This window comes from Pantoea dispersa, assembly GCF_014155765.1.
Lineage (GTDB): Bacteria > Pseudomonadota > Gammaproteobacteria > Enterobacterales > Enterobacteriaceae > Pantoea > Pantoea dispersa.
Genome location: NZ_SCKT01000001.1, coordinates 195,043 through 207,502 on the forward strand (window position 1 = coordinate 195,043; position 12,460 = coordinate 207,502).

Sequence of the window (12,460 nt, forward strand, 5' to 3'; positions counted from 1 at the left end):
ACATGTTTATTAAAGTCCTCGGTTCGGCGGCTGGCGGTGGCTTTCCGCAGTGGAACTGTAACTGCGCCAACTGCAGCGGGCTGCGTAACGGCACGCTCCAGGCGCAGGCGCGCACCCAATCCTCAATCATTGTCAGCGATAACGGTACCGACTGGGTGTTGTGCAACGCTTCGCCGGACATCAGCCAGCAAATCGCCCGGACACCGGAACTGGTGAAACACGGCGTGCTGCGCGGAACGGCGATTGGCAGCATTATTTTGACCGATAGCCAGATCGATCACACCACCGGTCTGCTGAGCCTGCGTGAGGGCTGCCCGCATCAGGTATGGTGCACGCCGGAAGTGCATGCCGACCTCACCAGCGGCTTCCCGATTTTTACCATGCTGCAGCACTGGAACGGCGGCCTGCAGCATCGCGCGCTCACGCCGCTTGAGCCGTTTCGCGTTGACGTCTGCGCCAGCCTGCAATTCACCGCCATTCCGATTCTCAGCAATGCGCCACCGTATTCGCCGTATCGCGATCGTCCGCTGCCGGGACATAACGTGGCGCTGTTTATCGAAAACACCGCCAGCGGGCAGACGCTGCTGTATGCGCCAGGCCTCGGCGAACCGGATGCGGTGATTATGCCGTGGCTGCAAAAAGCCGACTGCCTGCTGATCGACGGCACCGTGTGGCAGGATGATGAGCTGCTGACCACCGGCGTCGGCAAAAATACCGGCAAAGCCATGGGCCATCTGGCGCTGGCGGAAGAGCAGGGGCTGATGGCGCTGCTGGCCGCGCTGCCGGCCAGACGCAAAATTCTGATTCACATTAACAACACCAATCCGATCCTCAACGAGCATTCGCCGCAGCGCCAGTTCCTGACGCAGCAGGGCATTGAAGTGAGCTGGGACGGCATGGCGATTTATTTGCAGGAGTCCGCATCGTGATCATTACCGAGGCGTTGTCACCCGAAGCCTTTGAACAGGCGCTGCGTGCCAAAGGCGCGTATTACCATATTCACCATCCTTACCATATCGCGATGCACAACGGTGCCGCGACGCGCGAGCAGATTCAGGGCTGGGTGGCGAACCGTTTTTACTATCAGACCAATATTCCGCTGAAAGATGCGGCGATCATGGCCAACTGTCCGGATCCGGCAACGCGCCGTAAATGGGTACAGCGTATCCTCGATCACGACGGTCGTAACGGTGAGGAAGGCGGCATTGAAGCCTGGCTGCAGCTGGGAGAAGCGGTCGGTCTCGATCGCAAAGTCTTGCTGTCAGAGAAGCTGGTGTTGCCAGGCGTACGGTTTGCCGTTGATGCCTATGTCAACTTTGCGCGTCGCGCCAACTGGCAGGAAGCGGCGTGCAGCTCGCTCACCGAGCTGTTTGCCCCGCAGATTCATCAGTCACGCCTCGACAGCTGGCCGCAGCACTATCCGTGGATCAAAGAGGAAGGCTATTTCTACTTCCGCAGCCGCCTGAGCCAGGCGAACCGCGATGTGGAACATGGCCTGGCGCTGGCGCTGGAAGTCTTTACCAGCGCTGAGCAGCAGAACCGTATGCTGGAGATCCTGCAGTTTAAACTCGACATTCTCTGGACCATGCTGGATGCCATGACCATGGCATACGCACTGCAGCGTCCGCCGTACCACACGGTGACCGATCAGGTCGCCTGGCACAGTACAAGACTGGTGTAATCACATGAAAGAGACTCTGATTCCGGCGTTTCGCCGCGGCTATCGTCTGCAGTGGGAAGCCGCGCAGGACAGCCACGTGGTGCTTTACCCGGAAGGGATGGCGAAGCTGAATGAAACCGCTGCCGCCATTCTGGAACTGGTGACCGGCAAGCAGGATGTGGCGGCCATTATCGCCACGCTCAATGCGCGTTTTCCGGAGGCGGGCGGCGTCGATGATGACGTCAAAGACTTCCTGCAATCGGCCATTGAACAGAAGTGGATCCAGTGTCGTGAACCCGAATAAACCTGGCGTGAATGCGCCGCTGTGGCTGCTGGCGGAGCTGACTTATCGCTGCCCGCTGCAGTGTCCTTACTGCTCGAACCCGCTGGATTTTTCGCAGCAGGAACAAGAGCTGAGCACCGAACAGTGGATCGAGGTGTTCCGCCAGGCACGCGCCATGGGCAGCGTGCAGCTGGGCTTTTCCGGCGGTGAACCGCTGACGCGCAAAGATCTGCCGGAGCTGATTCGCGCCGCGCGCGATCTGGGCTTTTACACCAACCTGATCACCTCCGGCATTGGCCTGACGGAGAAAAAGCTTGATGCCTTCGCCGACGCCGGGCTGGATCACATCCAGATCAGTTTCCAGGCGAGTGATGAAACGCTGAACGCCGCGCTGGCCGGTTCGCAGAAGGCGTTTCAGCAGAAGCTGGCGATGGCAAAAGCGGTGAAAAAGCACGGCTACCCGATGGTGCTGAACTTCGTGCTGCACCGCCATAACATCGACCAGATCGATAAAATCATCGATCTGTGTATTGAGCTGGAGGCGGATGATGTCGAGCTGGCCACCTGTCAGTTTTACGGCTGGGCGCATCTTAACCGCCAGGGGTTGCTGCCAACGCGCGAGCAGATTGCCCGCGCCGAAGCGGTGGTTGCGCGCTACCGTGAGCGCATGGGCAGCAGCGGCAATCTCACCAATCTGTTGTTTGTCACGCCGGATTACTACGAAGAGCGGCCCAAACCCTGTATGGGCGGCTGGGGATCGATATTTCTCAGCGTGACGCCGGAAGGTACGGCGTTACCCTGTCACAGCGCGCGCCAGTTGCCGGTGCAGTTTCCCTCAGTGTTGGAGCAGAGCCTGGAGGATATCTGGTACAACTCGTTTGGCTTCAATCGCTATCGCGGCTTCGACTGGATGCCGGAACCGTGCCGCTCATGTGATGAGAAAGAGAAAGATTTCGGCGGTTGCCGCTGCCAGGCATACATGCTGACCGGCAATGCCGACAACACCGACCCGGTATGCAGCAAGTCGCCGCATCATGGAAAAATTCTTGAGGCACGCCGCGAAGCCAGCGGCAGCGATATCAAAATCGCCCAGCTGCAGTTCCGCAACCGCAGCAATTCTGAGCTGATTTTCAAACAGCGGGTCACCTGATGTGCGAACGCAGCCTGACGCTGGCCAACGGTCTGCGCTGTCATCTGTCGCACCAGCCCGACGCGCGGGAAAGCGCGGCGCTGGTGCGCGTCGGCGCAGGCAGCCTGCACGAACCCGATCGCTGGCCCGGCCTGGCGCATCTGCTGGAACATCTGCTGTTTTGCGGCAGCGCGGGCTTTACCGGCGATGAGCGCCTGATGCCGTGGCTGCAGCAGCAGGGTGGTCAGGTGAATGCCACCACGCAACTCAGCCGCAGTGCCTGGTTCTTCCAGCTGCCGGCGCTGGCGCTGGCGGCGGGCGTGGCAAGGCTGGCAGATATGCTGGCTGCGCCCTTGCTGACCGGTACGGCGATTACGCAGGAAGCGGCGGTCATTGAGGCAGAATATCAGCTGCTGCGGCATCATGCCGAGACGCTGAGTGAAGCAGCGCTGCTCGACGCGGCCGGTGGCGCACTGCGCCGCTTTCGCGTCGGGAGTGCAGCGTGTTTTAGTGACAACGTAACGGAACTGCAGCAGGCGCTGCGGCTGTTTCATCAGCAGCATTTTGTCGCCGCCAACCAGCAGCTGTGGCTGAGCGGACCGCAATCGCTGGATGAATTACAGCAGCTGGCCGAGGCGTTTGCTGTTCGCCAGTCAGGCGGTACGGTGCACTCCTCATTACCAGCCATTTCCGCGCCGGAGCCAGTTGAAACGCTCATCCAGCTTGCCGATGAAGAGTCATTCTGGCTTAGCCTGTTTATCACCGGCGAAGAGAACGCTTTGCGTGACAATGTCACATTGCTGGAGGCTTTCTGGCAGGATGAAGCCCCTGGCAGCCTGATGGCGCAGCTGCGCAGCGAGCAATTGTGCGCATCGCTGCAGTGTGAATGGCTGTGGCAGAGCGCCGATCATAGCTGGCTGACGTTGCGCTTCAGTGCGCCAGCGCTGTCAGCGTTGGCGGCAAGACGCATTGAACAGCTCTTCTGGCAGCATTTGCGTGCGGTGCGCGCCGCCACGCCAGCGCAGTATCGTCACTATTTGCAACTGGCCCAGCAGGATTTCGCTGCGCTGTCGCCGCTGACGCAGCTGCGCGGACAGGCGCTGGGATCGGCGCCGGCAGCTGACGTTCCCGCAGATTTCACCGGTTTTATCGCCGCGCTGTCACAGGCCTCGTGCACGCGGCTGCTGACGCAGCGACAGCTGTCCGCCGTGCCTTATACCACGCAGGGATTCTGCCTGCAGCGCGCGCCATGGCCACAGACCGCGGCTGGCCCGGTTGCGCCGGTTAACTGGTCATTTTATCCGTGCGCTGACGTCCTGCATTTGCCGGAACTCCCGGCAAATTGCGCGCCGTTGCTGCGCGCAAATCCGGTGCAGCCGCGGGAAACGCTGCTGGTGCGCCCGGCGTTTTATCACACCCTGAGTGACGAGGCGGCGTTAAGCTGGCAGCAGAAGCTGCGCCCACGGCTGGCCGCACTGCGCCATGCCGGTGGCAGCGGACGCTGGCAACAGCAGCAGGGCGTCTGGCAACTGGTGATTGATCTGCCTGACGATGCAATGCCCGCGCTGCAACAGCTGCCTGGCGTGCTGGCGGCGCTGAATGCACCGGTGCTGCCGCAACCGCACCGCGCTGCACAAAGTGTTGTGATTCGTCAGTTGCTGGAAGCGCTACCGCAGCAGCTGCTGGCCCCGGCTGCGCATCCTGCATGGCAGGCCGCCTGGTGCGGCCACAGCGAAAGCGTCAGTCAGCACGCCGCGCACGGGTTGAGCGAGGTGGTTCAGACTCAGCCTGCGCCGGCGCGCGCGGCTGCGCTGCAGCACGGCGTCAGCGCGCTGCGCTGTGCGGCGAACGAACAGGCCTTGTTGCTGTTTATTCCGCTGCCCGCTGCCGATGATGCCAGCCTCGCGGCGCTGCGTGCGCTGGCGCTGATGTTTGAACCACGCTTCTTTCAGCGCATGCGGGTTGAGCAACAGATTGGCTACGTGGTGTCAGCGCGCTACCAGCGCGTGGCGGATGTGGATGGACTCCAGCTGGCGCTGCAATCCCCGTCCATTGGCTGGCGCACGCTGCTGCAACACTGCAAAGCGTTTTTGCGCGACATGGTGAGTGAACTCGCCGCCATCAACGATGAAACGCTGCGGGGCTGGCAGGCAACGCTGCTGGCGCAGTGCCAGCCACACCAGAACGCCGACGCCGCCAGTGAGGCACTGCGAAAACAGCAGGGACTGCCGGTGCTTACGCCAGAAGCGGTCGCCGCGCTCACGTTACCCCAGCTGCAGCGGCTGCATCAGCGCCTGCTGCGCGAACGCCGCCGCTGGCGTTTACTGATTAATCAACGTGAATAATTTCTCCTTCTCTGCAGTCAGCCTGCTCCCGCTGGCATAAAGACAAAAGTTTACACAGCAGGGGTTGGTGTTTCTGCTGCTTTTGCATAAACTGGCCGCACTTTTCTCTGAGGCTGTGGCATGACGATATCGCCCCAACGCGCAAAATGGATTCTGGCACTGGTTTGTCTGGTGCTGGCATTTTGTCTCGTCCAGCGCAGCTTCAATCTCCCGACCCAGCCTGTCGTTAGCATTACTGCTCACAGCGCCGCCGTTGATGACGGTGCCAGCAGTGATAAACCCTGTGCGCTGGGCGCTAAGTCACTCAGCGGCAGCGCGCCGCTGCTCGATACCGCGCTGCCATTCCTCGTACTGCTGCTGGCGTTGATCGCCACGCTCTTCCAGACCTCGTCTGCCACTGTCTGTCGACGTGAACCGCTGTTTGTGCCGCTGCGACGGCGCCATCTCACGCTCTGCGTCTTCCGGGAATAACACCACGCGATCCACCGCGTAAACCCTGTTATTCACCGGAGAAACGATTATGACATTCCTGATCAGGAGCCTGCTGCTCCTCGTGGCGAGCTGCGCGCTGACCGTGCAAGCCGCCGATACGGGCTGGCTGCGCAATGCGCAAAACAGCCACGCCGAAGTGCGCCTGCGCGCCGCGCCGCAGGGCGATCACCTGCAACTGCTGCTGGATATTCGCCTGCAGCCGGGCTGGAAAACCTACTGGCGCTCGCCGGGGGAAGGCGGCGTCGCGCCGGAAATCCGCTGGCAAACGCCGGATGTCAACGCCCGCTGGTCGTGGCCAGTGCCAGCGCGCTTTGACGTCAGCGGCCTCACCACGCAGGGCTACAAAGGCAACGTTACGCTGCCCATCGTGCTCGAATCTGCCCCGCAGGGCACGCTGGCCGGCACGCTGACGCTGTCCACCTGTAGCGACGTCTGCATCCTGACGGATTTTCCGTTCCAGCTCGATCTCTCGCAGCCCGCCAGTCCGGATTTTGCACGTGATTTCGCCCAGGCGATGGGGCAGATCCCGGCTGACAGCGGGCTGACCGATCAGCTTGATGCCAGCTTCGTTGATGGCACGCTGCAAATCCGGGCGCAGCGTCAGCAGGGCTGGCAGCAGCCGGAACTGTTCTTTGATTATCCGCAGGGCAGCATGCTGGCGGCGCCGCAAATCAGCGTGCAGGGCGAGACGCTGACGGCCCGCGTGGCGGTGACCGATGAATGGGGCGAGGCTGCGCCGGACCTGCGCGGTAAAGCGCTGTCGCTGGTTATCGCTGACGCCGGTATCGCTCAGCAAAGCCAGCTGACCCTTGGTCATCAGCCGCTGTTTTCTCCCTCTGCCGGAAACGCCACGCTGTGGTCGGTAGTGCTGCTGGCGCTGCTCGGCGGGCTGATTCTCAACCTGATGCCATGTGTGCTGCCGGTGCTGGCGATCAAACTGAGCAGTCTGGTGCAGCAGCAGGGACAGACGCAAAGCCAGACGCGTCAGCAGTTTCTCGCGTCCAGCGCCGGCATTCTGTTCTCTTTCCTGCTGCTGGCGCTGCTGATGACCGTGCTACGGCTCAGCGGTCAGGCGCTGGGCTGGGGCATTCAGTTTCAGAGCAGCGGCTTTCTGCTGGTGATGGTGCTGGTGATGTTCCTGTTCAGCGCCAGTCTGTTCGATCTGCTGCATTTTCGCCTGCCTTCCGGCCTGACTACCCGGCTGGCGACGCACGGCGGTGCCGGTCTGGCAGGGCATTTTGGCCAGGGGGCCTTTGCTACGCTGCTGGCGACGCCGTGCAGCGCACCGTTTCTTGGCACCGCCGTCGCCTATGCGCTGACCGCGCCGCTGCCGCAGCTGTGGCTGCTGTTTGTCGCGCTCGGCGTCGGCATGAGTCTGCCGTGGCTGCTGGTTGCGGCGCTGCCGGGCATGGCGCGCTGCCTGCCACGTCCGGGGCGCTGGATGCTGCATCTGCGCACGCTGCTGGGGCTGCTGATGCTGCTGGCAACGCTGTGGCTGGTGACGCTGCTGATTCCACACTGGGGCAGCACCGTCGCCATTCTGCTGGCGGCCATCCTTATGCTGGCGCTGACGGGCTGGCTAATCGCACGCCGCGCGCTGCCGCAGGCAGGTCTGGTGTTCATTACCGTGACGCTGGCGGGCGCGCTGTTACTGCTGACGCGCCTCTCCCCGGAAGAAGAATCGCTGGTGTGGCAACCGCTGACCGAAGCCGCCATCAATCAGGCGCTGGAGCAGGATAAGCGCGTATTCGTCGATGTCACCGCTGACTGGTGCATCACCTGCAAAGTGAATAAATCGCGGGTGCTGAATCAGCCTGACGTGCGTGCCGCACTCGGCGCAGAGGATGTGGTGCTGCTGCGCGGTGACTGGACACAACCGGATCCGGCCATCGGCGAGTTCCTGCGCCGCCGCGATCGCGTAGCGATCCCCTTTAACCAGATTTATGGCCCGGCACTGCCGCACGGCCAGATTTTATCGCCGTTATTAAGTCGTGATGCGGTGATTTCAACACTCTCTGAGGCAAAAAAATGATGAAAAAATCCCTGTTACTTTCGCTGATGTTGCTGGCGGCACCCGCCCTGGCCGCCGCGCCATTTACCCCTGAGCAGGAGGCGCGCATCAAACAGCTGATTCGCGAAACCCTGGTGCAAAATCCGGCGATTCTGGCGGAAGCCGCCGACGCATTTGATAAAGAAGCCGCGCGCCAGCAGCAAAACGTGGTCGCGCAGATGGTAGAGAAAAACCGCGCGGCGCTGTTTGACGATGCCGGCTCGCCGCGCATCGGTGCCAAAAAACCGGCACTGACGCTGGTCTATTTCACCGACTACAACTGCGTCTTTTGCAAAAAGTTTGAGGCGGATATCGAAAAACTGCTGCACAACTATCCGCAGGTGGCGGTGGTGCTGAAGCCGCTGCCGTACCGCGCTGAAAGCTCGCTCAGTTCGGCGCGTCTGGCGCTGACGGTGTGGGAGCAGCAGCCGAATAACTTTCTTAAGCTGCATGAACGGCTGATGGCAAAGAAAGGCAACCATGATGAAGCCAGCATCGCCGCCGCGCTCGACAAAAGTGGTATCAGCTTATCGGCGCCGAGCACCGCCAGCCTCGACACCATCAACCTTAACCTGACGCTGGCGCAGCAGCTGGGTGTGCAGGGTACGCCCGCCACGCTGGTGGGCAATCAGCTGATCAGCGGGGCAGTGCCTTATGCACAGCTGGAAGCCGCGGTGAAAGGTGCGCTGCAGGCTCAGCCATGAGCCGGGTAACGCGCTGGCTGCGTGAAGGCGTGCTATTGGTGCTGATGGCAGCGGCGCTGCTGCTGGCCATGGACTGGCTGCGTGCACCGCAACTGCCCGCGGATGTGGCCCGGCAGCCGCTCAGCGCGCTGCAGGGCGAGGTGAACCTGGCGACGCTGAGCCAGCAACGGCCGGTGCTGGTTTACGTCTGGGCCAGCTGGTGTGGCGTGTGCAAACTCACCACACCGACGGTGGCCGCGCTCAGTCAGCACGGCACGCAGGTGGTCAGTGTGGCTCTGCGATCCGGCAGCGATGCGCGCGTTGCCACCTGGCTGGATAAAAAAGGAGTACGGGGATTCGCCGTCAATGATGAAAGCGGGGCGCTGGGACAGCGCTGGCAAATCAGCGCCACGCCGACGTTCATCGTGCTGCATCAGGGCAAGGTGGTCAGCACCAGCAGCGGCTGGACCAGCAGCTGGGGGCTGAAGCTGCGCCTGTGGTGGGCGGCACGCGCTGCCTGATTAATCATTAACGGTTAACCGACCGCGATAAATAACCGTAGCGTGAATAACCTTGCGCTGCGGTTATTTTTTTGCTCATTAAAAATCCGCATTCAATATTTCAATGCATTGAAATTAAATGAGTAATAAATAAAGCGATAAATGAATGACTCTGGATTGTTTGCAATTGCCATCATCATGGCACATATATGTTAAATCACTTTTTTATTTATTCATTTAATAACGGCGCGCTCGCGCCATTTTATTTTGGGGGAGAACAATGCGAATTCATCACCTCAACTGTGGCTGCATGTGCCCGCTCGGTGGCGCACTATTCGACGGTTTCAGCAAAGGTCCGTTTGCTGAACTGGTGTGCCACTGCTTACTGCTGGAAACTGACCGTCACGGTTTAATCCTTGTGGATACCGGTCTGGGCACGCAGGACATGCGCCATCCTGACCGCCGCCTGTCGGACTTTTTTCGCGCGCTGAATAATATTCGCTATAACGAGCAGCTCAGCGCGCTGGCACAGATTCAGCTGCTGGGTTTTCGCCCGGAAGATGTGCGCCACATTATTCTGACCCACCTCGATTTTGACCACGCCGGCGGCATCAGTGATTTTCCGGCCGCCCGCATTCATCTGCTGCAGCGTGAGCTGGATACCGTAACCCAGGCGGGCGATAGCAGCTGGCTGGCGCGTCAGCGGTTTCGCCCGCAGCAGTGGACTGCGCACGATGGATGGCGCGGTTACGCCAGCGGCGGCGAGCGCTGGTATGGCTTTGATGCGGTGAAGGCGGTCGACGATCTCAGCGATGAGATTCTGCTGGTGCCGCTGCCGGGACATACGCTGGGCCATGCGGGCGTGGCGATTCGTCACCAGGGCGGCTGGCTGCTGCATGGCGGCGACGCCTGGTTTTATCGCGGTGAAATGTACCACAGCCAGCGCCACTGTACGCCGGGCCTGCGCGCCTATCAGCGCCTGATGTGCAGTGACCGCGCCGCCTGGCACAGCAATCAGCAGCGGCTGCGTGAGCTGTCACTGCAGCACGCGCAAGAGGTGCAACTGTTCTGCAGCCACGACGCGCAGGAACTGAACCAGTTCCGTCGGCACGGTTAACTTTTTGTGCGGGCTGTGCGCATGACTCTTTATCTTTACTAATATTTCTCAGGCGTGCGAAGCGATGCCTGGCCGGATCGCTCTCGCCTGGAAAAACTGTGATAGGGAGAGTGCGATGTACCATACCTCGGGACGCTCGGTTGTTGGCGTGACGCTGTTTACCCTGCTTGAGCCGTTGCCGCTGGGCTTTTTCTTTGCTGCCTGGCTGTTTGATATTATCTATCTGCAAACCTTCATCGTCATGTGGACCAAAGCCGCCAGCTGGCTGATAGCCATCGGGCTGGTGCTGGCGATTGTGCCGCGACTAATCAGCCTGATTCATTTATTCCGTGGCGCACCTGCCGCAGAGAAAACTCATTTCTGGCTGTCGCTGCTGGCGATCGTGCTGGCCATCGTCAACGCATTCATTCACAGCCGCGATGCCTATGCGGTGGTGCCGATGGGCGTAACGCTCTCCACCCTGGTGGTGGTGGTGTTGCTGATAGCGAATCTGCAGCTGGCGCTGCGCGAGCGTCGTTTACAGGGAGGTCGCTCATGAAATTTCGTGTAATGAGTGCGCTGGGGATTGCGGTACTGCTGAGCGCCTGCGACAGCGGATCGGACCTCGATCCGCAACGGCAAATCGGCCCTGATCCGCAGCTGCCGCAGGCTAAAAACTTCTTTATGCCGCCGATGCAGGTGCCGGAAGGCACCGCGTGGAAAGAGGGCGAGACACCAAAAGTGGCCGACGGCCTGAAGATCGAGAAAATCCCGGCCAGCCTGATGCACCCGCGCCAGCTGTATGTGCTGCCGAATGGCGACGTGCTGGTGGCAGAAGCCAACGGGGTTAAAAACCCGGTCACGGCACCGAAAGAATTGATCATGAGCCTGGTGCAGAAATCTTCCGGCAAAGGTGGCCCGGGCGGCAACCGCATCACGCTGCTACGCAACGTTAACGGCAAGTGGGAACAGCACCGGTTTATCGAAAACCTCAATGCGCCGTTTGGCATGCAGCTGATTGGCAATACGCTGTATGTGGCTAACGCCGACAGCCTGGTGAAATTCCCTTACCAGACCGGCGAAACCGAAATCCGTACGCCGCCGGAAGAGGTGACGTCGCTGCCGGGCGGTGAGCTGAATCACCACTGGACCAAAGCGCTGCTCGCCAGTCCGGACGGCAGCAAACTGTACGTCGGTGTCGGCTCCAACAGTAACATCACCGAGAACGGTATCGGCGCAGAGTATGGCCGCGCGGCGGTGTGGGAAGTGGACGCCGCAACCGGTGCCAGCCGCATTTATGCCAGCGGCATCCGCAATCCTACCGGTCTGCAGTGGGAGCCGCAAAGTGGCAAGCTGTGGGCCATCGCCAACGAGCGTGACGAAATCGGGTCGGATCTGGTGCCGGATTACCTGACCTCCGTACAGGACAAAGGTTTCTACGGCTGGCCGTACAGCTACTTTGGTCAGCACGTCGACGAGCGCGCACAGCCGCAGCGGCCGGATCTGGTCGAGAAAGCCATCAAACCGGACTATGCGCTGAGCTCACACGTGGCACCGCTCGGCCTGCTGTTCTATGGCGCGGATAATATGCCGCAGTACCGCGGCGGCGCGTTCATCAGTGAACACGGCAGCTGGAACCGCACGCCGCTCAACGGCTATAAAGTGATTTGGGTGAAATTTGAAAACGGCAAACCGGTCGGGCAACCGCAGACGGTGGTGTCAGGATTCCTCACCGACGATCAGAAGCAGGTACGCGGTTTGCCGGTAGGACTGGCGACGGATAATCAGGGCGGGGTGTTGATTGCCGACGATGCCGGCAACGCGATCTGGCGTATCAGCGCCGCGCAGTAGGATAATCGCAGGCAATAAAAAAGGATTTGGCCAGGTCGCCAAATCCTTTTTTTATGTTCGTCACCCGGCTGGTAACCGCGCTCGGAACGGGGTGCTCAGCACTCCTCACAAAAGGAATGATAAAATGTGCAGCGAAAGATTTCAAGTTTCGCTAAAATACTGTATGGTTATACAGGTGTTGAGCGCGGCGGATGCTTATTGTTTTCTGATGACTCCAGGGGCGCGGATAGTCAAACCCCGGCAGGTTTCAGGTGGTGCTGGCCTGTGGCTTTCACAATGAGTGCCGCTCAGCGCTCCTCACAGATGTGCTTAGGCGGTCGGCGGGTAGAGTCAGGGCCCCGAAAGCTGAACAGCGCGCTCCTGTCAGAGGA

Annotated in this window: 12 protein-coding genes; all 12 read left to right on the forward strand. The window is 60.7% G+C overall.

Features of this window, described 5'->3' with window-relative positions; genetic code table 11:
- Positions 1-2: 2 nt before the first annotated feature.
- Positions 3-929 (forward strand): pyrroloquinoline quinone biosynthesis protein PqqB, encoded by a 927-nt coding sequence (gene pqqB / locus H7K56_RS00980; RefSeq protein WP_150360533.1) that lies wholly within the window; start codon positions 3-5, stop codon positions 927-929.
- On the forward strand, positions 926-1,681 hold the full coding sequence (gene pqqC, locus H7K56_RS00985; RefSeq protein WP_021505974.1) for a pyrroloquinoline-quinone synthase PqqC: 756 nt from the start codon (positions 926-928) through the stop codon (positions 1,679-1,681). The genes pqqB and pqqC overlap by 4 nt, the downstream gene beginning before the upstream one ends.
- A 4-nt stretch (positions 1,682-1,685) precedes the next feature.
- Positions 1,686-1,964, forward strand: a complete 279-nt coding sequence (pqqD, locus tag H7K56_RS00990) for a pyrroloquinoline quinone biosynthesis peptide chaperone PqqD (protein WP_021505975.1) — start codon at positions 1,686-1,688, stop codon at positions 1,962-1,964.
- Positions 1,951-3,093 (forward strand): pyrroloquinoline quinone biosynthesis protein PqqE, encoded by a 1,143-nt coding sequence (gene pqqE, locus H7K56_RS00995; protein WP_150360532.1) that lies wholly within the window; start codon positions 1,951-1,953, stop codon positions 3,091-3,093. Before pqqD ends, pqqE begins: the two co-directional genes overlap by 14 nt.
- Positions 3,093-5,417 (forward strand): pyrroloquinoline quinone biosynthesis protein PqqF, encoded by a 2,325-nt coding sequence (gene pqqF / locus H7K56_RS01000; protein ID WP_150360531.1) that lies wholly within the window; start codon positions 3,093-3,095, stop codon positions 5,415-5,417. The genes pqqE and pqqF overlap by 1 nt, the downstream gene beginning before the upstream one ends.
- 120 nt (positions 5,418-5,537) lie before the next feature.
- On the forward strand, positions 5,538-5,888 hold the full coding sequence (locus tag H7K56_RS01005) for a hypothetical protein (protein ID WP_059012283.1): 351 nt from the start codon (positions 5,538-5,540) through the stop codon (positions 5,886-5,888).
- Between the two features lie 49 nt (positions 5,889-5,937).
- Entirely contained in the window at positions 5,938-7,941 is a 2,004-nt protein-coding gene (locus tag H7K56_RS01010; RefSeq protein ID WP_150360530.1) for a protein-disulfide reductase DsbD family protein, read from the forward strand.
- The gene (locus tag H7K56_RS01015) at positions 7,941-8,663 is read left to right on the forward strand and encodes a DsbA family protein (RefSeq protein ID WP_031279069.1); all 723 of its coding nucleotides are present in this window, start codon (positions 7,941-7,943) and stop codon (positions 8,661-8,663) included. The genes H7K56_RS01010 and H7K56_RS01015 overlap by 1 nt, the downstream gene beginning before the upstream one ends.
- A complete protein-coding gene (locus H7K56_RS01020) occupies positions 8,660-9,163 on the forward strand; it encodes a thioredoxin domain-containing protein (protein ID WP_058780533.1) in 504 nt (167 codons plus the stop codon). The genes H7K56_RS01015 and H7K56_RS01020 overlap by 4 nt, the downstream gene beginning before the upstream one ends.
- A gap of 259 nt (positions 9,164-9,422) precedes the next feature.
- Positions 9,423-10,259: an MBL fold metallo-hydrolase gene (locus tag H7K56_RS01025; protein ID WP_150360529.1), complete on the forward strand. Its 837-nt coding sequence runs from the start codon at positions 9,423-9,425 to the stop codon at positions 10,257-10,259.
- A gap of 115 nt (positions 10,260-10,374) precedes the next feature.
- Positions 10,375-10,797, forward strand: a complete 423-nt coding sequence (locus H7K56_RS01030; protein WP_104092972.1) for a DUF2231 domain-containing protein — start codon at positions 10,375-10,377, stop codon at positions 10,795-10,797.
- Entirely contained in the window at positions 10,794-12,089 is a 1,296-nt protein-coding gene (locus H7K56_RS01035) for a PQQ-dependent sugar dehydrogenase (protein WP_150360528.1), read from the forward strand. Before H7K56_RS01030 ends, H7K56_RS01035 begins: the two co-directional genes overlap by 4 nt.
- Positions 12,090-12,460 lie beyond the last annotated feature (371 nt).

Excerpts from the sequence above, each read along its gene's own strand:
- H7K56_RS01005 (WP_059012283.1), top strand. The coding sequence starts at position 5,538 with ATGACGATATCGCCCCAACGCGCAAAATGGATTCTGGCACTGGTTTGT.
- H7K56_RS01020 (WP_058780533.1), top strand. The coding sequence starts at position 8,660 with ATGAGCCGGGTAACGCGCTGGCTGCGTGAAGGCGTGCTATTGGTGCTG.
- H7K56_RS01015 (WP_031279069.1), top strand. The coding sequence starts at position 7,941 with ATGAAAAAATCCCTGTTACTTTCGCTGATGTTGCTGGCGGCACCCGCC.
- H7K56_RS01035 (WP_150360528.1), top strand. The coding sequence starts at position 10,794 with ATGAAATTTCGTGTAATGAGTGCGCTGGGGATTGCGGTACTGCTGAGC.
- pqqF (WP_150360531.1), top strand. The coding sequence starts at position 3,093 with ATGTGCGAACGCAGCCTGACGCTGGCCAACGGTCTGCGCTGTCATCTG.
- H7K56_RS01010 (WP_150360530.1), top strand. The coding sequence starts at position 5,938 with ATGACATTCCTGATCAGGAGCCTGCTGCTCCTCGTGGCGAGCTGCGCG.
- pqqD (WP_021505975.1), top strand. The coding sequence starts at position 1,686 with ATGAAAGAGACTCTGATTCCGGCGTTTCGCCGCGGCTATCGTCTGCAG.
- H7K56_RS01025 (WP_150360529.1), top strand. The coding sequence starts at position 9,423 with ATGCGAATTCATCACCTCAACTGTGGCTGCATGTGCCCGCTCGGTGGC.
- H7K56_RS01030 (WP_104092972.1), top strand. The coding sequence starts at position 10,375 with ATGTACCATACCTCGGGACGCTCGGTTGTTGGCGTGACGCTGTTTACC.
- pqqB (WP_150360533.1), top strand. The coding sequence starts at position 3 with ATGTTTATTAAAGTCCTCGGTTCGGCGGCTGGCGGTGGCTTTCCGCAG.